The organism is Herbaspirillum frisingense (assembly GCF_047325095.1).
Taxonomy (GTDB): domain Bacteria; phylum Pseudomonadota; class Gammaproteobacteria; order Burkholderiales; family Burkholderiaceae_D; genus Herbaspirillum; species Herbaspirillum frisingense.
In genome coordinates this window covers 30,373-49,024 of record NZ_CP168558.1, presented here as the reverse complement: position 1 = coordinate 49,024, position 18,652 = coordinate 30,373, and the positions used below count along the sequence as shown (strand labels likewise).

Here is an 18,652-nt window from a genome sequence, read left to right as displayed (position 1 = left end):
ATGGCACGTCTTCAACAGTTTTATAAAGATAAGGTCGTCGCCGATCTGACTACGAAGTATTCGTACAAGTCGGTGATGGAAGTTCCGCGCATCCTGAAGATCACCCTGAACATGGGTCTGTCGGAAGCAGTTGCGGACAAGAAGATCATCGAGCACGCCGTTGGCGATCTGACCAAGATCGCTGGCCAGAAGCCGGTGGTGACCAAGGCTCGCAAGGCTATCGCAGGTTTCAAGATCCGCGAAGGCTATCCGATCGGTTGCATGGTGACCCTGCGTGGCGCCCGCATGTACGAATTCCTGGATCGTCTGATCACCGTGGCCCTGCCGCGCGTGCGTGACTTCCGTGGTGTGTCGGGTCGTGCGTTCGACGGTCGTGGCAACTACAACATCGGTGTGAAAGAGCAGATCATCTTCCCCGAAATCGAGTACGACAAGATCGATGCACTGCGTGGCATGAACATCAGCATCACCACGACTGCAAAGACCGACGACGAAGCGAAGGCGCTTCTCGCCGCATTTAAATTCCCGTTCAGAAACTGAGGATGCCATGGCAAAACTGGCACTGATTAACCGTGAACAGAAGCGCGCAGAAATGGTGAAGAAGTATGCTGCCAAGCGCGCCGAGTTGAAGGCTATTATCGACGACCAATCGAAGTCGGATGAAGAGCGTTACGAAGCACGTCTGAAGCTGCAGGCGCTGCCCCGTAACTCGGCTCCGACCCGCCAACGTAACCGTTGCGCGCTGACTGGCCGTCCCCGTGGTACTTTCCGCAAGTTCGGATTGGGCCGTATCAAGGTCCGTGAAATCGCCATGCGCGGCGAAATCCCGGGTTTGACCAAAGCTAGCTGGTAATAGGAGAAGAAGCAATGAGTATGAGCGATCCTATCGCCGATATGCTGACCCGTATCCGCAATGCACAAGGCGTGAACAAGACCACCGTCGTCATGCCGTCTTCCAAGGTGAAGGTTGCCATTGCCAACGTCCTCAAGGACGAGGGTTATATCGAAGATTTCGCCGTGGTTGCCGCAGATGGCAAGGCTGAATTGAAAATCGGTTTGAAGTATTACGCTGGCCGTCCGGTCATCGAGCGCCTGGAGCGCGTGTCCCGTCCGGGTCTGCGCATCTACAAGGGCAAGGATGATATTCCGAACGTCATGAATGGCCTGGGTGTGGCGATTGTGTCCACCCCGCGCGGCGTGATGACTGATCGCAAAGCACGCGCAACCGGTGTCGGTGGCGAAGTGATTTGCTACGTGGCCTAAGGAGTGCAAGATGTCTCGTGTAGGTAAAATGCCTGTTGCACTGCCGAGTGGCGCGGAAGCGACCATCACTGCAGAGCAAATCACCGTCAAGGGCCCGCTGGGCTCCTTGACCCAACCGCTGACCAAGAAGGTCAAGGTGGTCAACAACAATGGCTCGCTGAGCTTCGAAGTGGCTGACGACAGCCGCGAAGCCAACGCGATGTCGGGCACCCTGCGTGCTCTGGTCAACAACATGGTCAACGGCGTCACCAAGGGCTTCGAAAAGAAGCTGAACCTGGTCGGCGTGGGTTTCCGTGCACAAGCACAAGGCGACAAGCTGAACCTGTCGCTGGGCTTCTCGCACCCCATCGTTCACCAGATGCCTGCCGGCATCAAGGTTGAGACCCCGACCCAGACCGAAATCCTGATCAAGGGTATCGATCGCCAGGTGGTTGGCCAGGTCGCCGCTGAAATTCGCGCGTACCGCGAACCCGAACCCTATAAGGGCAAGGGTGTGCGCTACGCTGACGAAGTGGTGACGCTCAAAGAAACCAAGAAGAAGTAATAGGGGTTGACGATGGACAAGAAACAATCTCGCCTGCGCCGTGCGACTCAGACTCGCGCCAAGATCGCAGAACTGAAGGTGAATCGTCTGGCTGTGCACCGTACCAACACGCACATCTACGCCAGCGTCATCGGCCCCGACGCCAACGTGCTGGCCTCCGCTTCCACTCTGGAAGCAGAAGTCCGCGCCGAGCTGGCTGGTCAATCCGGCAAGGGTGGCAATGCCGCCGCTGCCGCCCTGATCGGCAAGCGCGTTGCAGAGAAGGCTCTGAAGGCCGGTGTGACTGAAGTCGCATTCGACCGCTCCGGTTTCCGTTATCACGGTCGCGTCAAGGCGCTGGCTGAGGCTGCGCGTGAAGCCGGCCTGAAGTTCTAAGGATTATCGATCATGGCAAAAATGCAATCGAAAACGCAAAGCGACAAGCCTGATGACGGCATGCGCGAAAAGATGATCGCAGTCAACCGCGTCACCAAGGTGGTGAAGGGTGGCCGTATCATGGGTTTCGCAGCGCTGGCAGTGGTTGGTGACGGCGATGGCCGCATCGGCATGGGTAAGGGCAAGTCCAAGGAAGTGCCCGTCGCCGTGCAGAAGGCAATGGAAGAAGCACGTCGCAAGCTGATCAAGGTCACCCTGAAGAACGGTACCGTGCAGCACACCGTCATCGGCAAGCACGGCGCTTCGTCGGTGATGATCTCGCCGGCCAAGGACGGTACTGGCGTCATCGCCGGTGGTCCGATGCGCGCGATCTTCGAGGTGATGGGCGTGACCAACGTGGTGGCCAAGTCGACCGGTTCGACCAACCCCTACAACATGGTCCGTGCCACCCTGGACGGTCTGTCGAAGATGAACACTCCGGCTGAAATTGCTGCCAAGCGCGGCAAGTCGGTCGAAGAAATCCTGGGCTAAGGTGATCGAGATGGCTAACACAATCAAAGTCAAGCTGGTCAAGGGTCTGATCGGTACTCGTCAGGACCACCGCGCAACCGTGCGCGGTCTGGGTCTGCGTCGCGTCAACTCGGTGTCCGAACTGGAAGACACCCCGTCGGTGCGTGGCATGATCAACAAAGTGTCCTATCTTGTGAAAGTGGTGTCGTAAGCGTCAGCTTGCGAACGGAGCGAATCATGCAATTAAACACTATCCAACCCGCAGAAGGCGCGAAGCACGCTAAGCGTCGCGTCGGTCGTGGTATCGGCTCTGGCCTGGGCAAGACTGCCGGTCGTGGTCACAAGGGTCAGAAGTCGCGTTCGGGCGGTTTCCACAAGGTCGGCTTCGAAGGCGGCCAGATGCCCCTGCAACGCCGTCTGCCCAAGCGCGGTTTCAAGTCGCTGGCTACGCCTTACAAGGCTGAAGTTCGCCTGTCCGACCTGGAAAAGCTGCCCGTCGCCGAGATCGACGTGCTGGCACTGAAGCAAGCCGGCCTGGTGTCGGAACTGGCTCGTGTCGTGCGTATCATCAAGGCTGGCGAACTGACCAAGAAGGTAACCGTCAAGGGTCTGATCGCAACTGCTGGTGCCAAGGCCGCTATCGAAGCAGCCGGTGGTTCCATCGCTGAGTGATCCGGTCCCGGAGCATTAATTGGCAACTACTCCTCAATTAGCGAAAGGTGCCGCAAAAGGCTTCCCCTGGGGGCGTTTGTGGTTCCTGCTGGGAGCGTTGATCGTTTATCGCATCGGTGCACATATCCCGGTTCCGGGTATTGATCCGACGCAGTTGGCGCAGCTGTTCAAGCAGAATCAGGGCGGCATTCTGGGCATGTTCAACATGTTCTCCGGTGGTGCCCTGTCGCGCTTTACGATCTTCGCACTGGGGATCATGCCGTATATCTCGGCATCGATCATCATGCAGCTGCTGTCGGTGGTTTCGCCGCAGCTGGAAGCATTGAAGAAAGAGGGTGAGGCCGGTCGTCGCAAGATCACGCAGTACACCCGTTACGGCACCCTGGTGCTGGCGACCTTCCAGGCGCTGGGCATTGCGGTGGCGCTGGAATCGCAAGCCGGCCTGGTGCTGGATCCGGGTCTGGCCTTCCGTATGACCACGGTGGTGACGCTCATCACCGGCACGATGTTCCTGATGTGGCTGGGCGAACAGATCACCGAACGGGGTCTGGGCAATGGCATCTCGATCATCATCTTCGCGGGTATTGCAGCAGGCCTGCCGAATGCTCTGGGCGGCTTGTTCGAGCTGGTTCGTACCGGTTCGATGAATGCCCTGTCGGCGATCCTGATCTGCGTGATCGTGGCTCTGGTGACGTTCCTGGTGGTCTTCATCGAACGTGGTCAGCGCAAGATCCTGGTGAACTATGCGAAGCGTCAGGTCGGCAACAAGATCTACGGTGGTCAAAGCAGCCACCTGCCGCTGAAGCTGAACATGGCTGGCGTGATCCCGCCGATCTTTGCATCGTCGATCATCCTGTTCCCGGCCACGATCACCAGCTGGTTCACATCGGGTGATTCGTCAAATCCCTTCATTCGTTTTCTGAAGGATCTGGCGGCATCGATGGCACCAGGCGAACCGATCCATGCCTTGCTGTATGCGGTGGCTATCGTCTTCTTCTGCTTCTTCTACACCGCACTGGTGTTCAACAGCAAGGAAACGGCAGACAACCTGAAGAAGAGTGGTGCGTTTGTTCCGGGTATCCGTCCGGGTGATCAGACGGCGCGTTATATCGACAAGATCCTGATGCGCCTGACCCTGGCCGGCGCCGTGTACATCACTCTGGTGTGCCTGTTGCCAGAGTTCCTGATCGCACGCTGGAAGGTACCGTTCTATTTCGGTGGCACATCGCTGCTGATCATTGTGGTCGTGACGATGGATTTCATGGCCCAAGTGCAGAACTATGTGATGTCTCAGCAGTATGAATCGTTGCTCCGCAAAGCTAATTTCAAGGGTGGCATGACACCGCGATAAGCGGCCTCATGCCCCAGAGGAAGAAGACACGGAATGGCAAAAGACGACGTTATTCAGATGCAGGGCGAGATTCTTGAAAATCTGCCCAACGCGACATTCAGGGTTAAGTTGGAAAACGGTCACGTTGTACTCGGCCATATTTCCGGCAAGATGCGCATGAATTACATCCGTATCCTGCCTGGCGATAAGGTAACGGTGGAACTGACGCCTTACGATTTGAGCCGGGCACGTATCGTGTTCCGAACCAAGTAACAGTGAAACATTGAAAGAAAGAGGGCCACAATGAAAGTGCTCGCATCAGTCAAGCGGATCTGCCGCAACTGCAAAATCATCAAGCGCAATGGCGTCGTTCGTGTGATCTGCACCGAACCCCGTCACAAGCAGCGCCAGGGTTAACTTAACGTTATTGATCGAGGAATAACGAATGGCACGTATTGCAGGGGTCAACATCCCCAACCATCAGCACACCGTAATCGGCCTGACCGCCATCTATGGTATTGGCCGTCCGCGCGCACAAGACATTTGCGCTGCTACCGGCGTTCCGACCAACAAGAAGGTCAAGGACCTGGACGATAACGAGCTGGAAAAGCTGCGTGACGAAATCGCCAAGTTCGTCGTGGAAGGCGATCTGCGCCGTGAGTTGTCCATGAACATCAAGCGTTTGATGGACCTGGGTTGCTACCGCGGTCTGCGTCACCGTCGCGGCCTGCCGGTTCGTGGTCAACGCACCCGCACCAACGCCCGTACTCGCAAGGGTCCGCGCAAGGCCGCTCAATCGCTGAAGAAATAATCCCGGCAGGCGCAAGCACTGGTCGGATTCAAGGAAGAAATTATGGCAAAGTCCCCCAACAACGCAGCAGCATCGCGTGTTCGTAAGAAAGTTAAGAAGAACGTTGCTGAAGGCATCGCGCACGTTCACGCTTCATTCAACAACACCATCATCACGATCACCGACCGTCAGGGCAATGCCCTGTCGTGGGCGACCTCGGGTGGTGCTGGCTTCAAGGGTTCGCGCAAGTCGACTCCGTTCGCCGCCCAGGTCGCCGCTGAAAGCGCCGGCAAGGTCGCGATCGAATGCGGCATCAAGAACCTGGAAGTGCGTATCAAGGGCCCTGGCCCGGGCCGTGAATCCGCAGTGCGCGCTCTGAACAACCTGGGTATCAAGATCACCCAGATCCAGGACGTGACCCCGGTCCCGCACAACGGTTGCCGTCCGCCGAAGCGCCGTCGCATCTAAGTTGTAGTATAATCTTGCGCTTTCGCCTGGCTTCAGGTGAAAGCGCTGGAAATCACCCGCCAATCGCCTTGGCGGGTTTTGTTCTTAAGACCACTGTCTGACCGCATGCAGGTCAGACTAGCGTCCGGCAGTCTGGGACGTCATTGATAAAGGAAATACCGTGGCACGTTATATCGGACCCAAAGCAAAACTCTCCCGCCGCGAAGGCACCGACCTGTTCCTGAAGAGCGCACGCCGCTCGCTGGATTCCAAGTGCAAGCTGGATTCCAAGCCAGGTCAACACGGCCGCACCTCCGGCGCCCGCACTTCCGACTACGGCAACCAGCTGCGTGAAAAGCAGAAGGTCAAGCGCATGTACGGCGTCCTCGAGCGTCAGTTCCGCCGCTACTTCGCTGAAGCCGACCGCCGCAAGGGCAACACCGGCGAAACCCTGCTGAAGCTGCTGGAATCGCGCCTGGACAACGTCGTCTACCGCATGGGCTTCGGCTCGACCCGCGCTGAAGCGCGTCAGCTGGTGTCCCACAAGGCCCTGACCGTGAACGGTCAAGTCGTGAACATCGCTTCCTACTCGGTCAAGGCTGGTGACGTCGTCGCCATCCGCGAAAAGGCCAAGAAGCAAGTGCGTATCGCCGAAGCCCTGTCGCTGGCCGAATCGAACGGTTTCCCGCAGTGGGTTTCCGTGGATTCGAAGAAGCTGGAAGGCACCTTCAAGTCCGCTCCGGACCGTAGCGAAATCGCTGCCGACGTCAACGAATCGCTGATCGTCGAACTGTACTCGCGTTAATCCGCTGTACCGCTGTACCTCTGTGCCCACCTCATGGTGGGCATTTTTCCGAACTGCCATCAGCCTTATCGGTGTAACGAGCCGAGGGTATTGAAAAGGACAATTCATGCAAAACAGTTTGTTGAAGCCCCGCATCATCGAAGTGGAAACACTGGCTCCCGGTCACGCCAAGGTCGTGATGGAGCCGTTCGAGCGCGGTTATGGTCACACCCTGGGCAACGCGCTGCGTCGCGTGCTGCTGTCGACCATGAGCGGTTACGCTCCCACCGAAGTCACCATCGCCGGTGTCGTGCACGAGTACTCCTCGCTGGACGGCGTGCAGGAAGACGTCGTGGATATCCTGCTGAACCTGAAGGGCGTGGTCTTCAAGCTGCACAACCGTGACGAAGTCACCCTGACCCTGAAGAAGGAAGGCGAAGGCGCCGTCCTGGCTTCCGATATCGATCTGCCGCACGACGTCGAACTGATCAACCCGGATCACGTCATCGCCAACCTGACCGGTGGCGGCAAGCTGGACATGCAGATCAAGGTCGAAAAGGGCCGTGGCTACGTGCCGGGCAACGTGCGTCGCCTGTCCGAAGACACCAACAAGACCATCGGTCGCATCATCCTGGACGCGTCCTTCTCGCCGGTGCGTCGCGTGTCCTACGCTGTGGAATCCGCACGTGTGGAACAGCGTACCGACCTGGACAAGCTGGTCATGAACATCGAGACCAACGGCGTCATCACTCCGGAAGAAGCGATCCGCCAGTCGGCTCGCGTGCTGGTTGATCAACTGAACGTGTTCGCTGCCCTGGAAGGCACCGAAGCGACTGCAGAAGCACCGTCGCGCGCACCGCAGGTCGATCCTATCCTGCTGCGTCCGGTGGACGACCTGGAACTGACCGTTCGTTCCGCAAACTGCCTGAAGGCCGAGAACATCTACTACATCGGCGATCTGATCCAGCGCAGCGAAAACGAACTGCTGAAGACCCCGAACCTGGGTCGCAAGTCGTTGAACGAAATCAAGGAAGTCCTGGCTTCGCGTGGCCTGACCCTGGGCATGAAGCTGGAAAACTGGCCGCCGGCCGGTCTGGAGAAGTAATTCCTGCTGCCTGGCTGGCGTGGAGCACCATCCCGCCGGCCAGGCTGGCAAGACGCTGTATCTGTCGCACCCGTCGTACCCGTAGCAATACTTTTATCCGTCATTTACCGGTCCGCGGTCCGGACAGCGAAGCTGGCCTGCCGATAGAAGAACTGGATCAAAACTGTAACCTGAAAGGAAATTACCATGCGTCACCGTCACGGTCTCCGCAAACTGAATCGTACTTCGTCCCACCGTCTGGCCATGCTGCGCAACATGACTGTCTCCCTGCTGCGTCATGAAGCCATCAAGACCACCCTGCCGAAGGCCAAGGAACTGCGCCGCGTCGTCGAGCCGATCCTGACCCTGGGCAAGACCGACACCCTGGCCAACAAGCGTCTGGCCTTCAACCGCCTGCGCGATCGCGAAATCGTCGGCAAGCTGTTCTCCGAACTGGGCCCGCGCTACGCTGCCCGTAACGGCGGCTACCTGCGCATCCTGAAGATGGGCTTCCGCCAAGGCGACAACGCTCCGATGGCCTTCGTCGAGCTGGTGGACCGTCCGGAAGTCAGCGACGCCGCGGATGCCCCGACCGCTGAGTAAATCACTCGGTTGTCCGTCTCTGCAGAAAAGCCAGGCTCAGCCTGGCTTTTTTGTTTTTTGGTAGCCATTTTTCATGGCATGTCCTGATCTTGCATGGCGGCGCGCCGGCACAGTCTGTGGTTGAATACGGCATGCGCAAGGAGATGCTGACATGACCTCGTCCCTGTTGAACCAACCGCTTCTGGTCCTGGCCAATGTGCCGGATCAGGCGCTGGCCGAAAAGATCGCCACAGCCCTGGTGGAACCAGGGCTGGCAGCCTGCGTCAATATCCTGGCGCCGGTGAGCTCGGTCTATCGCTGGCAAGGCAAGATGCAGCGTGAGAGCGAAATCCCCTTGCTGATCAAGACCACGCAGGCGCGCTACCAGGAGCTGGAGCGAACCATCCTGCAGTTGCATCCCTATGATGTGCCGGAGATCATCGCCTTGCCGCTCACGGCAGGTCTTCCGGCCTACCTCGCCTGGATGCAGGATGAAACCGCCCGGCCATTACGCCTGTAAGGCAGACAAGGAACTCCGTTGAATCTCATCATGACGCGCCACCGGATTGGCCGGCGCCTGCAGCGCTTGTGGCTGCTCTCCCTGCAGTGTCTGCTGATGCTGGTGGCCACGCTGTCCACGATCGTGGCGCATGCCGCCGAAGATTATCTTCCGCCGGAGCAGGCCTTCCAGCTCAGCGGACGCATGGTCGATGCCGGGACCCTGGAATTGAGCTATCGCATCGCCGATGGCTATTACATGTACCGCGACCGCTTCCACTTCAGCGCCGAGGGCGCGACGCTGGGCGAGCCACAATTTCCCCCCGGCAAGCGCAAATATGACGACAACTTCCAGAAGGAAGTGGAGACCTATCACCAATCGGTGACGGCCCGCATGCCGGTCAGCGGCGCTGTGGGCAGATTTACCGTGGTGGCGGTGTCGCAAGGTTGCGCCGACAAGGGGCTATGTTATCCACCGATGACGCTCAAGCTGACCATGTCGCCCCAGGCGACCGGCCAGAGCGTGGGCGCGGGCGGCGGTGATGCGATGCAGGCCACCGGCGGCAGCGATATCGACGGAATTGCCGCCGTACTGAAGAGCGGCAAGCTGTGGAGCATCCTGTCGCTGTTCTTCGTGCTGGGTATTGGACTCTCCTTCACGCCTTGCGTGCTGCCGATGCTGCCCATCCTGTCCTCGATCATCGTCGGCCAGCAGACTGCCGCCGGCGGTGGCCGCGCTCGCAGCTTCCTGATGTCGGTCGCCTACTCGCTTGGTATGGCCTTGGTCTATACCGCCCTGGGTGTGGCCGCCGGGATGCTGGGCGAGGGCTTGTCGGCCTATCTGCAAAACCCGTGGATGCTGGCCGGCTTTGCGCTGCTGATGGCGGTACTGGCCCTGTCGATGTTCGACGTCTACACGCTGCAGGTGCCGGCCTCCGTGCAATCCCGCCTGTCGTCGGCCTCGGGCAATGGCAGCGGCAAATGGCTTGGCGTGTTCCTGATGGGCGCGATCTCGGCACTGATCGTCGGCCCCTGCGTGGCCGCGCCGCTGGCCGGGGCACTTCTCTACATCAGCCAGACCGGCAACGTGGTGCTGGGCGGTAGCGCCCTGTTTGCGATGGCCGCCGGCATGAGCGTACCGCTGCTGCTCATCGGTGCGTCTGCAGGTGCGCTGCTCCCTCGCGCAGGCGCCTGGATGGATGCGGTCAAGCGCTTCTTTGGCGTGCTCATGCTGGGTACGGCGCTGTGGATGGTCTCGCCGGTGATCCCGTCCTGGCTGCAGATGGCGGGCTGGGCGATGCTGGGCATCGGCTATGGCGCCTTCCTGCTGTGGTCCCGCCCGGGAGGCTGGATCGCACGTGGACTCGGCCTGGCGGTGGTCACATTGGGTCTGCTGCAACTGGTCAGCGTGGTGACCGGTGGTCGCGACCCATTGGCGCCGCTGTCGCATCTGCGCGCGCAGGGTACCGCGGTGGTCGGCACGGACTTTGTGCGCATCCGTTCCAGCGCCGAGCTGGACGCGGCCCTGCAGCAGAATGCCGCCGGTGAGCGCCGTCCGGTGATGCTGGACTTCTACGCCGACTGGTGCGTCTCCTGCAAGGAAATGGAACGCTTCACCTTCAGTGACCAGCGCGTGAAGGAACGCTTCGGCCAGATGCTGCTGCTGCAGATCGATGTGACCGCCAACAATGCCGATGACCGCGCCATGCTCAAGCGCTTCAATCTCTTCGGCCCGCCCGGGATCATGTTTTTCGATGCGGATGGACGCGAGCTGGTACAACGCCGCGTGATCGGTTACCAGGATGCAGACAAGTTCGTGTCCACGCTGCAAAACCTGTAGAAATCATTGCGCTGCGTTATTTGGATACCACTTTATAGTCGTTGGCCTGACGCGGGCATCGCGTTATAGTCAGCCTTTCTGTTTTCAACCGTTCAACCAAGGAGACCACCATGACGCTGCGCCTGGGCGATACTGCACCGGATTTCGAGCAAGAATCCTCGATCGGCAAGATCAAATTCCACGACTGGGCGGGTGATTCCTGGGTCGTGCTGTTCTCCCACCCGGCTGACTTCACGCCGGTCTGCACCACCGAGCTGGGTCTGACGGCCAAGCTCAAGCCCGAATTCGACAAGCGCAACGTCAAGGCCATCGCCCTGTCGGTCGACGGTGCCGAAGCCCACAACCAGTGGATCAAGGACATCGAGGAAACCCAGCAGACCGTGGTCGGTTTCCCCATCGTGGCCGACGTCGACAAGAAGGTCGCTGGTCTCTACGACATGATCCACCCCAACCAGTCCGAGACGGCTACGGTGCGTTCGCTGTTCGTCATCGATCCCAAGAAGAAGGTGCGCCTCATCATCACCTACCCGATGAGCACCGGCCGCAACTTCGACGAAGTGCTGCGCGTCATCGATGCCCTGCAACTGACCGATGGCTACACCGTGGCCACCCCGGGTAACTGGAAGGACGGCGACGACGTCATCATCCCGCTGTCGGTCAAGGATGAGGAAGTCATCAAGCAGAAATATCCCAAGGGCTACAAGTCGCCGCGCCCTTACCTGCGCATCACCCCGCAACCGAACAAATAATCCGGCAAGCGGTCGGCCGGACCAAAGAAAAGCGCTCCTGCGGGAGCGCTTTTTGTTTGGCGCGCGCCAGGCCGGGCTCACTCTTGCGGCGCTACCGTGCGCGCAAAGTCGTCGATGAACAGCCGCGCCACCGGGGAGAGCATGGTGCCGTGTCGTGTCACGAGCTGGTAGGGTTCGCTGCGGGTATGCAATTGCAGCGGCAGGATGCGCGTCATGCCGAAACGCGTGCAGAACTGCGCCACGTCCACCGACAGCAGGGCCACGAAGTGCGGATTCTTCTGCAGCAGCGACAGCGTGGTGAAGGCCGAGGTGGTTTCCATCAGGTGCAGCGGGAAGCGCAGGTCGGCGTCGTGGAATTCCCGCTCCAGCGTGAGCCGCATCGGCATGTTGGCCGAATACACCACCCATCGCGAATCGGCCAGATCCGCCAGTTGCAGACTGGATGCTCCGGCCAGGGGATGCTGCACACTGGCCACCACCGCCAGTTGTTCGTCATGGATGTTGAAGGCGTCATACAGGTCCGGGCGCTGGCTGATGCTGGTGCGGCAGATCGCCAGATCCAGCCGGCCCTGGTCGAGCAGGCGCAGCAATCGGGCACTGGTGTCTTCCACGATCTCCACCGACAGCGAGGGATGGCTCTCCAGCAGGCGCGTCAGCGCATCGGTCAACAACGGCACTGCTCCCATGATGGTCCCCACTGCCAGCCGGCCGCCGTGACCTTGCATGATCGACAGCATCTCTTCCCGCAGGTGGGTCAGGTCGGTCTGGATCAGCCTTGCATAGCGGATCACGCAATGGCCCAGCTCGGTGGGCTCCAGCCCGCGGTTGGTGCGGGTGAACAGTTGCACACCCAGGGTGCTTTCGATCTCCTGCAGCGCCTTGCTGGCGCCGGGCTGGGTCAGGGCCACCTGCTCGGCCGCCTTGAGCAGCGAGCCGTGGTCGGACAGGGCAATCAGAAGCCTTAACTGGCGCAGGTGCAGGCGGGAGGTGATGGAGGCCAGGGAGGGCAGGGTATTGTGCATGGCGTTGATCCTCGAATAGGTCTCCAGTATGAGCTTTGGTTATACCCATATCAACAGCTCTCATTAGCCAAGGGCCGGGCGATGGCTTAGAGTCTCGCTTTCAAAAGCAGGTCGCAGAGGGAAAAGGTCGGGCTCGCAGGACGGCGTCGACACCCCCAGACCGCGGCCTGGCTGGCGACATCTATGAATCATGGCTATGTAATCACAGCATGATTCGAAGCTTAATTGCACCTAACGGCACCCTAATGGCACTCATCAACTACATCACCCAGGTCCAGTTCGACTACGGCGCACTGGCGCTGCTGCAGCAGGAATGCGATCGCATCGGCATCAAGAAGCCGCTGGTGGTCACCGACATGGGCATCCGCAATGCCGGTCTGCTGGACAAGGTCCTGGCGCAGCTCAAGGAAGGCAGTGCGGCCGTGGTCTACGACCAGACCCCGCCCAACCCCAACGAAGCTGCCGTACGTGCGGCCGTGGCGCTGTTCCGCGAGCAGGGCTGCGACGGCATCGTGGCCGTGGGTGGTGGCTCTTCCATCGACCTGGCCAAGGGCGTGGCGGTCTGCGGTACGCATGAGGGACCGCTGAAGTCGTTCGCGCTGATCGAAGGCGGCCTGTCCAACATCACCGCCCGGACCGCGCCGGTGATCGCCATTCCGACCACCGCCGGTACCGGCAGCGAAGTCGGCCGTGGCGCCATCCTGATCCTGGACGACGGCCGCAAGGTCGGCATCATCTCGCCCTACCTGGTGCCCCGGCTGGCCATCTGCGACCCTGAGCTGACGCTGGGCCTGCCGCCGCTGATGACCGCCGCCACCGGCATGGACGCCATCGCCCACTGCCTGGAAACCTTCATGGCACCGTCCTTCAATCCGCCTGCCGATGGCATCGCGCTGGATGGCCTGTGGCGCGCCTGGGCGCATATCGAACGCGCCACCCGTGAGCCGGGCGACCGCGAAGCACGACTCAACATGATGAGTGCCTCGATGCAGGGCGCCATGGCCTTCCAGAAGGGCCTGGGTTGCGTGCACAGCCTGTCGCACTCGCTGGGCGGCATCAATCCCAAGCTGCACCACGGCACCCTCAATGCCATCTTCCTGCCGGCCATCATCGCCTTCAACGAAAGCGCGCCGACCATGGTCAAGGACAACAAGATGGCGCGCATGGCCCATGCCATGGGCCTGGCCAGCGGTGCCGAGATCGGCCCGGCGATCCGCGACATGAGCCGTCGCCTGGGCTTGCCGGCCGGCCTGGGTGAACTGGGCGTGAGCGAGTCCATGTTCCCGCAGATCATCAAGGGCGCGCTGGCCGATCACAGCCACAAAACCAATCCGCGCGAGGCCTCGGAACAGGATTACCTGCAGATGCTGCAGCAATCCATGTGATGGCCGACAATGACCGGCGCAGGGCAGCGGCCACGGCCGGCCTGTCCTGCAAGTCCCCCTCAGCTGCTCCCGCATTGCGCGGGCGCGGCTCTCATGCCTGACCCGAACCCGGGCGGCATCAACGAAACCAGCAGGAGCACATCGTGAGCTACAAGATCCTTGGACACAACTACATCGGCGGCCAGCGCAGCGGTCAGGGCGACGTCGCCCTGCATAGCGTGGACGCGACCACCGGCGCGCTCTTCGAGACCCCCTTCCTGACCGCCACCGAAAACGAAGTGGCCGCCGCCGTGGATGCGGCCGAGAAGGCCTATCCCCTGTACCGCGCCACCACCTCGCAACAGCGTGCCCAGTTCCTGGAAGCCATCGCCGACGAGATCGATGCCCTGGGTGACGATTTCCTCGCCGCCGTGGCCCGTGAAACCGCCCTGCCGGCCACGCCGCGCCTGGCCGGTGAACGCGCCCGCACCAGCGGCCAGATGCGCCTGTTCGCCAAGGTCCTGCGCCGTGGCGACTTCTACGGCGCGCGCATCGATACCGCCCTGCCGCAGCGCCAACCGCTGCCGCGCCCGGATATCCGCCAATACAAGATCGGCGTGGGTCCGGTGGCCGTGTTCGGTGCCAGCAACTTCCCGCTGGCCTTCTCGGTGGCCGGTGGTGATACCGCCGCCGCCCTGGCAGCAGGCTGCCCGGTGGTCTTCAAGGCCCACAGCGGCCACCTGGTGACCTCCGAACTGGTGGCCGATGCCATCGAGCGCGCCGTCAAGAAGACCGGCATGCCGGCCGGTACCTTCAACATGGTCTATGGCGACCGCGTGGGCGCCCAGCTGGTCAAGAGCGCCGGCATCCAGGCAGTCGGCTTCACCGGTTCGCTGCGTGGCGGTCGCGCCCTGTGCGACATGGCGGCTGCCCGTCCGCAACCGATTCCGGTGTTTGCCGAGATGTCCAGCATCAACCCCATCATCCTGATGTCGGAAGCACTGAAGGTGCGTGGTGACGCCATTGCCAAGGACCTGGCCGGTTCGGTCACGGTCGGCGTGGGCCAGCTGTGCACCAGCCCGGGCCTGCTGCTGGGTGTGCGTTCGCCCGAGCTGACCGCCTTCATCGAAAAGCTGTCGGCGGCCTTCGGCGGCAGCAATCCGGCCACCATGCTCAACAGCGGCGGCCTGACCCACTACAACGGCGGTGTCGCGCGCCTGACCCAGTTGCCGGGCGTGAAGGTGATCGCCACCGGCGGCACCAGCTACACCCAGGCCGTGCCGCATCTGTTCAAGGCCGACGCCGCGCTGCTGTTCTCCAAGGAAGCGCCGCTGGAAGAGGAAGTCTTCGGCCCCTCCACCGTCATCGTCGAACTGGAAAGCCGCGAGCAACTGCTGGACTTCGCCGCCAAGATGAACGGCCAGCTGACCGCCACCCTGCAAGCCGAGATCGGTGATCTGCAAGGCAACCAGGACCTGATCGCGATCCTGGAACAGAAGGCCGGCCGCCTGCTGCTGAACGGCTTCCCGACCGGTGTCGAGGTGTGTGATGCGATGGTTCACGGTGGCCCCTATCCGGCCACCTCGGACGCCCGTGGCACCTCGGTCGGTACGCTGGCCATCGAGCGCTTCCTGCGTCCGGTGTGCTACCAGAACTACCCCGACGCGATGCTGCCGGCACCGCTGCAGAACGCCAACCCGCTGGGCCTGATGCGCCTGGTCGATGGCGAGCAGACCCGCGCCACCGTCGCCTGATCCAGCACGTTGCAGCACCCGGACCGGCGCCCTGTCGTCGGTCCTGTTCCCCCTTCCCCGCACTCGATTGCGGGGTCGCAACAACAATATCCCAAGACCCCAAGAGGAGGAGACTCATGATGAAATCCATCCAGCGCGCTGCGCTGTCTGCTACCGTCTGCGCGCTGTTCGGCGCAGCGACCATCCCTTCCGCCCAGGCGGCGGGCGACACCATCAAGATCGGCTTCATCACCGACATGTCGGGCACCTATGCCGACTTCGACGGCCAGGGCGGCGTCGAGGCGATCCGCATGGCCATCGCCGATGCCGGCGGCACCATCAACGGCAAGAAAGTGGAACTGGTCTTTGCCGACCACCAGAACAAGGCCGACATCGCCGCCAACAAGGCGCGTGAGTGGTTCGACCGCGACGGCGTGGACATGCTGGTCGGTGGCGTGAACTCGGCGGCCAGCCTGGCCATGGGCAAGGTGGCGGGCGAAAAGAAGAAGGTCTTCATCTCGGTCGGCGCCGGCACCACGCGCCAGACCAACGAGGAATGCAATGCCTACACCATCCAGTACGCCTACGACACCACGGCCCTGGCGCGCGGCACGGGGGCTGCCATCACCCGTCAGGGCGGCAAGTCCTGGTACTTCCTGACGGCCGACTATGCCTTCGGCACCTCGCTGGAAAAAGACACCAGCGATGTCGTCAAGAGCAATGGTGGCAATGTCGTGGGCGCCACCCGGGTCCCGCTGGCGACCTCGGATTTCTCGTCCTTCCTGCTGCAGGCGCAATCCTCCAAGGCCCAGATCCTCGGGCTGGCGGTGGCCGGTGGCGACGTCATCAATGCCATCAAGGCGGCCAATGAATTCGGCGTGAACAAGACCATGAAGCTGGCGGGGCTCCTGATCTTCATCAACGATACCCACTCGCTGGGCCTGCAGCTCACGCAAGGGATGTACCTCACCGATGGCTGGTACTGGGACCTCAACGACCAGAGCCGCGCCTGGGCCAATCGCTACTTCATGAAGATGAAGAAGATGCCGTCCATGTTCCAGGCTGGTGATGCCTCGGCTGTGGGGCAGTATCTGAAGGCGGTGAAGGCCGTGGGCAGCACCGATCCGGACCAGGTCATGGATTACCTGCGCAAGAACCGCATCAACGATTTCTTCACCAGCAATGGCGTGGTGCGTCCGGACGGCCGCATGGTGCATGACATGTATCTGATGGAGGTGAAGAAACCTTCAGAATCCAAGCGCCCCTGGGATTATTACAAGCTGGTGCAGACCATTCCCGGCGAGCAGGCCTACATGACCAAGGCCGAATCCAAGTGCGCGCTCTGGAAGTAAGCCAGCGCCGATATTGAAACGCCCAGCAGGGCGCCGCCCGTGAGTGCGCCGCCCGCCCCTTTTTGAGCAGAAAGTCTGATGTGGATCGGACCATGTTCTACGCATCCCGGGTGACCGGGGTGCGTTTTTTTTCGCCCGGATGCTGCGCTCTCAGGCGCGGCGCGGTACCTGCGGACGCATGGCCACGCCCAGGCGGTTCCAGGCGTTGATGATGGCCACTGCGAAGGTCAGGTTGGCGATCTCGGCCTCGCTGAAGTGCTGTTGCAGCAGGGCGAAGGCGGCATCGTCCTTCTCGCCATCCTGCTGGTGCAGATAGGTGAAGCGTTCGGCCCAGTTGAGCGCGGCGCGCTCCTGTTCGGTGAAGAAGGGGATTTCGCGCCAGGCGGCCAGGGTGTTGAGGCGCTGCTGGTCTTCGCCATTCTTGAGCAGGTCATGCGAGTGCATGTCGGCGCAGAAGGCGCAACCGTTGAGTTGGGAGACGCGCAGGAATACCAGTTCCAGCAGCTTGGGATCGACCCCGCTCTGGTGCACCGCTTCGCTGGCCTTGAGCAGGGCGTTGAAGGCGGGAGCGGCGAGCTTGGCGTGGGGCAGACGTTGCTTGAAGTCGGACATGACAATTCTCCATCAGTGGGTGAGGTGACAGCGGCGCGAATCGCCGGTGTTCCTCCACTAGACGGAGCGGGGTGTCGTCTTGTGACAGTTTTCGGAAAAAAGAAGCGAAATAATCTTCAGGCCGGGTCCAGCTGCTGACGGGCAATGGCCGCCAGCTTGTCCGGATTGCGGACCACGTAGATCTCGCGAATGCGCCCACCCTCGGTTTCCAGCACCTGGGCCGATTCCAGCGTGCCATCGACGTAGCGCAGCAGGCCCGGCGTGCCGTTGACCGAGGCTGCACGATAGGCGATGCGCTCGCCGAAGCGGCGCAGGTTGGCGTAGTACAGCCAGGAGATGCGCTCGGCGCCGGCCAGCGGATGGGGGAAGGAAGCGACCTTGCCACCGCCGTCGCCGATCAGGCGGGCATCCTCGGCCAGCAGGCCCAGCATGGCGTCGCGCTGGCCACTCTGGACCGCTTGCATGAACTTTTCCAGCAACAGGGCGTGGGTTTCGCGGGTGACCGGGCTGGAGGCCGCGCGCAGGGTGGCGCGCGGGGTCACGCTGCCGGGCGCGCCGGCCGATTTGGCATCATGGCGCGACAGGCGTTCGCGGGCGCGGTGCACCAGCTGGCGACAGCTGGCCTCAGATTTCTGCAGGATGGCGGCGATGTCGGGGTAGTCGTTGTCGAATACTTCGCGCAGCAGGAAGGCGGCGCGCTCCTCGGGTTTGAGGCGCTCCAGCAGCAACAGGTAGGCAAAGGACACATCGCTATGCTGCTCCAGCAGCGCCTCCGGCGAAGGCGCCAGGCTGGCCTGGCCGTACAGGTCGATCTCGGCGGCCGGTTCGGCCAGGTCCACCAGGGGTTCCGGCAGCCAGTGGCCGACGTAGTGCTGGCGCTCCTGCTGCAGCTGGCGCAGGCGATCGATGCACAGCCGCGTCACCACCGTCACCAGCCAGGCCTCGGCCGATTCCAGTTGCTGCCGGTCCTGGGCATGCCAGCGCAGCCAGGCGTCCTGCAGCACGTCTTCGGCGTCGCTGCGCGAGGCCAGCATGCGGTAGGCCACGCCGAACAGGCGCGGCCGGTGGCGGGTGAAGAGGTCGAGATCGTCTGCCATCAGC

25 protein-coding genes are annotated in these 18,652 nt (G+C 61.5%); 22 read left to right on the top strand and 3 right to left on the bottom strand.

All coding sequences use genetic code 11. From position 1 onward, the window contains the following. The 19 genes from rplE (at position 1) to ACEOAC_RS00185 (ending at position 11,468) form a co-directional block, all read left to right on the top strand. Entirely contained in the window at positions 1-540 is a 540-nt protein-coding gene (rplE, locus tag ACEOAC_RS00275; protein ID WP_006464922.1) for a 50S ribosomal protein L5, read from the top strand. Positions 541-547: 7 nt separating this feature from the next. Continuing rightward, a complete protein-coding gene (rpsN, locus tag ACEOAC_RS00270; RefSeq protein WP_006464921.1) occupies positions 548-853 on the top strand; it encodes a 30S ribosomal protein S14 in 306 nt (101 codons plus the stop codon). A 14-nt stretch (positions 854-867) separates the two neighbouring features. Continuing rightward, positions 868-1,263 carry a 30S ribosomal protein S8 gene (rpsH, locus tag ACEOAC_RS00265; RefSeq protein WP_006464920.1) on the top strand — a complete coding sequence of 132 codons (396 nt, stop codon included), beginning with the start codon at positions 868-870 and terminating at the stop codon, positions 1,261-1,263. 10 nt (positions 1,264-1,273) lie between these two features. Further along, complete coding sequence (gene rplF / locus ACEOAC_RS00260; protein WP_006464919.1) at positions 1,274-1,807, top strand: 50S ribosomal protein L6; 534 nt, start codon at positions 1,274-1,276, stop codon at positions 1,805-1,807. A gap of 12 nt (positions 1,808-1,819) precedes the next feature. Beyond that, a complete protein-coding gene (gene rplR / locus ACEOAC_RS00255; RefSeq protein WP_006464918.1) occupies positions 1,820-2,182 on the top strand; it encodes a 50S ribosomal protein L18 in 363 nt (120 codons plus the stop codon). 12 nt (positions 2,183-2,194) lie between these two features. Then, on the top strand, positions 2,195-2,713 hold the full coding sequence (gene rpsE, locus ACEOAC_RS00250; protein ID WP_006464917.1) for a 30S ribosomal protein S5: 519 nt from the start codon (positions 2,195-2,197) through the stop codon (positions 2,711-2,713). Between the two features lie 10 nt (positions 2,714-2,723). Continuing rightward, the gene (rpmD, locus tag ACEOAC_RS00245) at positions 2,724-2,903 is read left to right on the top strand and encodes a 50S ribosomal protein L30 (protein WP_006464916.1); all 180 of its coding nucleotides are present in this window, start codon (positions 2,724-2,726) and stop codon (positions 2,901-2,903) included. A gap of 26 nt (positions 2,904-2,929) precedes the next feature. After that, positions 2,930-3,364, top strand: coding sequence for a 50S ribosomal protein L15 (gene rplO / locus ACEOAC_RS00240; protein ID WP_006464915.1), 435 nt, complete (start codon positions 2,930-2,932; stop codon positions 3,362-3,364). A gap of 19 nt (positions 3,365-3,383) precedes the next feature. Then, positions 3,384-4,715, top strand: coding sequence for a preprotein translocase subunit SecY (gene secY / locus ACEOAC_RS00235; protein WP_006464914.1), 1,332 nt, complete (start codon positions 3,384-3,386; stop codon positions 4,713-4,715). 33 nt (positions 4,716-4,748) lie between these two features. Further along, complete coding sequence (gene infA, locus ACEOAC_RS00230; RefSeq protein WP_005663428.1) at positions 4,749-4,967, top strand: translation initiation factor IF-1; 219 nt, start codon at positions 4,749-4,751, stop codon at positions 4,965-4,967. A gap of 30 nt (positions 4,968-4,997) precedes the next feature. Continuing rightward, a complete protein-coding gene (gene rpmJ, locus ACEOAC_RS00225; protein ID WP_006464913.1) occupies positions 4,998-5,111 on the top strand; it encodes a 50S ribosomal protein L36 in 114 nt (37 codons plus the stop codon). A gap of 28 nt (positions 5,112-5,139) precedes the next feature. Next, positions 5,140-5,505, top strand: coding sequence for a 30S ribosomal protein S13 (gene rpsM / locus ACEOAC_RS00220; protein ID WP_006464912.1), 366 nt, complete (start codon positions 5,140-5,142; stop codon positions 5,503-5,505). A 42-nt stretch (positions 5,506-5,547) separates the two neighbouring features. Then, the gene (rpsK, locus tag ACEOAC_RS00215; RefSeq protein ID WP_006464911.1) at positions 5,548-5,952 is read left to right on the top strand and encodes a 30S ribosomal protein S11; all 405 of its coding nucleotides are present in this window, start codon (positions 5,548-5,550) and stop codon (positions 5,950-5,952) included. Positions 5,953-6,112: 160 nt separating this feature from the next. Continuing rightward, the gene (rpsD, locus tag ACEOAC_RS00210) at positions 6,113-6,736 is read left to right on the top strand and encodes a 30S ribosomal protein S4 (RefSeq protein WP_006464910.1); all 624 of its coding nucleotides are present in this window, start codon (positions 6,113-6,115) and stop codon (positions 6,734-6,736) included. 106 nt (positions 6,737-6,842) lie between these two features. Further along, a complete protein-coding gene (locus ACEOAC_RS00205; RefSeq protein WP_006464909.1) occupies positions 6,843-7,820 on the top strand; it encodes a DNA-directed RNA polymerase subunit alpha in 978 nt (325 codons plus the stop codon). Between the two features lie 186 nt (positions 7,821-8,006). Further along, complete coding sequence (gene rplQ / locus ACEOAC_RS00200; RefSeq protein ID WP_006464908.1) at positions 8,007-8,402, top strand: 50S ribosomal protein L17; 396 nt, start codon at positions 8,007-8,009, stop codon at positions 8,400-8,402. Positions 8,403-8,553: 151 nt separating this feature from the next. Beyond that, positions 8,554-8,901 (top strand): divalent-cation tolerance protein CutA, encoded by a 348-nt coding sequence (gene cutA, locus ACEOAC_RS00195; RefSeq protein WP_077234958.1) that lies wholly within the window; start codon positions 8,554-8,556, stop codon positions 8,899-8,901. Positions 8,902-8,931: 30 nt separating this feature from the next. Further along, positions 8,932-10,719 (top strand): protein-disulfide reductase DsbD, encoded by a 1,788-nt coding sequence (dsbD, locus tag ACEOAC_RS00190; protein ID WP_413443827.1) that lies wholly within the window; start codon positions 8,932-8,934, stop codon positions 10,717-10,719. Between the two features lie 110 nt (positions 10,720-10,829). Further along, on the top strand, positions 10,830-11,468 hold the full coding sequence (locus ACEOAC_RS00185) for a peroxiredoxin (RefSeq protein WP_006464905.1): 639 nt from the start codon (positions 10,830-10,832) through the stop codon (positions 11,466-11,468). Between the two features lie 77 nt (positions 11,469-11,545). On the opposite strand, the gene ACEOAC_RS00180 is transcribed toward ACEOAC_RS00185, so the two are convergent. Then, positions 11,546-12,490, bottom strand: a complete 945-nt coding sequence (locus ACEOAC_RS00180; RefSeq protein ID WP_006464904.1) for a LysR family transcriptional regulator — start codon at positions 12,488-12,490, stop codon at positions 11,546-11,548. 245 nt (positions 12,491-12,735) lie between these two features. Between ACEOAC_RS00180 and ACEOAC_RS00175 the strand changes: the two genes are divergently transcribed. The 3 genes from ACEOAC_RS00175 to ACEOAC_RS00165 all read left to right on the top strand — a co-directional run bounded on the left by ACEOAC_RS00175 (position 12,736) and on the right by ACEOAC_RS00165 (position 16,939). Continuing rightward, entirely contained in the window at positions 12,736-13,875 is a 1,140-nt protein-coding gene (locus tag ACEOAC_RS00175; protein ID WP_182993476.1) for an iron-containing alcohol dehydrogenase, read from the top strand. A gap of 143 nt (positions 13,876-14,018) precedes the next feature. Continuing rightward, the gene (locus ACEOAC_RS00170) at positions 14,019-15,608 is read left to right on the top strand and encodes an aldehyde dehydrogenase (NADP(+)) (protein ID WP_006464902.1); all 1,590 of its coding nucleotides are present in this window, start codon (positions 14,019-14,021) and stop codon (positions 15,606-15,608) included. 116 nt (positions 15,609-15,724) lie between these two features. Further along, the gene (locus tag ACEOAC_RS00165) at positions 15,725-16,939 is read left to right on the top strand and encodes an ABC transporter substrate-binding protein (protein ID WP_413445537.1); all 1,215 of its coding nucleotides are present in this window, start codon (positions 15,725-15,727) and stop codon (positions 16,937-16,939) included. 150 nt (positions 16,940-17,089) lie between these two features. Here ACEOAC_RS00165 and ACEOAC_RS00160 read toward each other — a convergent pair whose 3' ends face one another. Further along, positions 17,090-17,551 (bottom strand): carboxymuconolactone decarboxylase family protein, encoded by a 462-nt coding sequence (locus ACEOAC_RS00160; protein ID WP_006464900.1) that lies wholly within the window; start codon positions 17,549-17,551, stop codon positions 17,090-17,092. Positions 17,552-17,667: 116 nt separating this feature from the next. Then, positions 17,668-18,648 (bottom strand): RNA polymerase sigma factor SigJ, encoded by a 981-nt coding sequence (sigJ, locus tag ACEOAC_RS00155; protein WP_413628631.1) that lies wholly within the window; start codon positions 18,646-18,648, stop codon positions 17,668-17,670. Positions 18,649-18,652: the final 4 nt, after the last annotated feature.

Bases quoted from the DNA above. Each gene is read 5' to 3' on its own strand.
- ACEOAC_RS00175 (WP_182993476.1), top strand. From the start codon at position 12,736: ATGGCACTCATCAACTACATCACCCAGGTCCAGTTCGACTACGGCGCA.
- rplR (WP_006464918.1), top strand. From the start codon at position 1,820: ATGGACAAGAAACAATCTCGCCTGCGCCGTGCGACTCAGACTCGCGCC.
- rpsE (WP_006464917.1), top strand. From the start codon at position 2,195: ATGGCAAAAATGCAATCGAAAACGCAAAGCGACAAGCCTGATGACGGC.
- sigJ (WP_413628631.1), bottom strand. From the start codon at position 18,648: ATGGCAGACGATCTCGACCTCTTCACCCGCCACCGGCCGCGCCTGTTC.
- cutA (WP_077234958.1), top strand. From the start codon at position 8,554: ATGACCTCGTCCCTGTTGAACCAACCGCTTCTGGTCCTGGCCAATGTG.
- ACEOAC_RS00185 (WP_006464905.1), top strand. From the start codon at position 10,830: ATGACGCTGCGCCTGGGCGATACTGCACCGGATTTCGAGCAAGAATCC.
- rplQ (WP_006464908.1), top strand. From the start codon at position 8,007: ATGCGTCACCGTCACGGTCTCCGCAAACTGAATCGTACTTCGTCCCAC.
- ACEOAC_RS00165 (WP_413445537.1), top strand. From the start codon at position 15,725: ATGATGAAATCCATCCAGCGCGCTGCGCTGTCTGCTACCGTCTGCGCG.
- rpsK (WP_006464911.1), top strand. From the start codon at position 5,548: ATGGCAAAGTCCCCCAACAACGCAGCAGCATCGCGTGTTCGTAAGAAA.
- dsbD (WP_413443827.1), top strand. From the start codon at position 8,932: ATGACGCGCCACCGGATTGGCCGGCGCCTGCAGCGCTTGTGGCTGCTC.
- rplF (WP_006464919.1), top strand. From the start codon at position 1,274: ATGTCTCGTGTAGGTAAAATGCCTGTTGCACTGCCGAGTGGCGCGGAA.
- rpmJ (WP_006464913.1), top strand. From the start codon at position 4,998: ATGAAAGTGCTCGCATCAGTCAAGCGGATCTGCCGCAACTGCAAAATC.
- ACEOAC_RS00205 (WP_006464909.1), top strand. From the start codon at position 6,843: ATGCAAAACAGTTTGTTGAAGCCCCGCATCATCGAAGTGGAAACACTG.
- ACEOAC_RS00160 (WP_006464900.1), bottom strand. From the start codon at position 17,551: ATGTCCGACTTCAAGCAACGTCTGCCCCACGCCAAGCTCGCCGCTCCC.
- rplE (WP_006464922.1), top strand. From the start codon at position 1: ATGGCACGTCTTCAACAGTTTTATAAAGATAAGGTCGTCGCCGATCTG.
- rpsN (WP_006464921.1), top strand. From the start codon at position 548: ATGGCAAAACTGGCACTGATTAACCGTGAACAGAAGCGCGCAGAAATG.
- rplO (WP_006464915.1), top strand. From the start codon at position 2,930: ATGCAATTAAACACTATCCAACCCGCAGAAGGCGCGAAGCACGCTAAG.
- infA (WP_005663428.1), top strand. From the start codon at position 4,749: ATGGCAAAAGACGACGTTATTCAGATGCAGGGCGAGATTCTTGAAAAT.
- rpsM (WP_006464912.1), top strand. From the start codon at position 5,140: ATGGCACGTATTGCAGGGGTCAACATCCCCAACCATCAGCACACCGTA.
- rpmD (WP_006464916.1), top strand. From the start codon at position 2,724: ATGGCTAACACAATCAAAGTCAAGCTGGTCAAGGGTCTGATCGGTACT.
- rpsH (WP_006464920.1), top strand. From the start codon at position 868: ATGAGTATGAGCGATCCTATCGCCGATATGCTGACCCGTATCCGCAAT.
- ACEOAC_RS00180 (WP_006464904.1), bottom strand. From the start codon at position 12,490: ATGCACAATACCCTGCCCTCCCTGGCCTCCATCACCTCCCGCCTGCAC.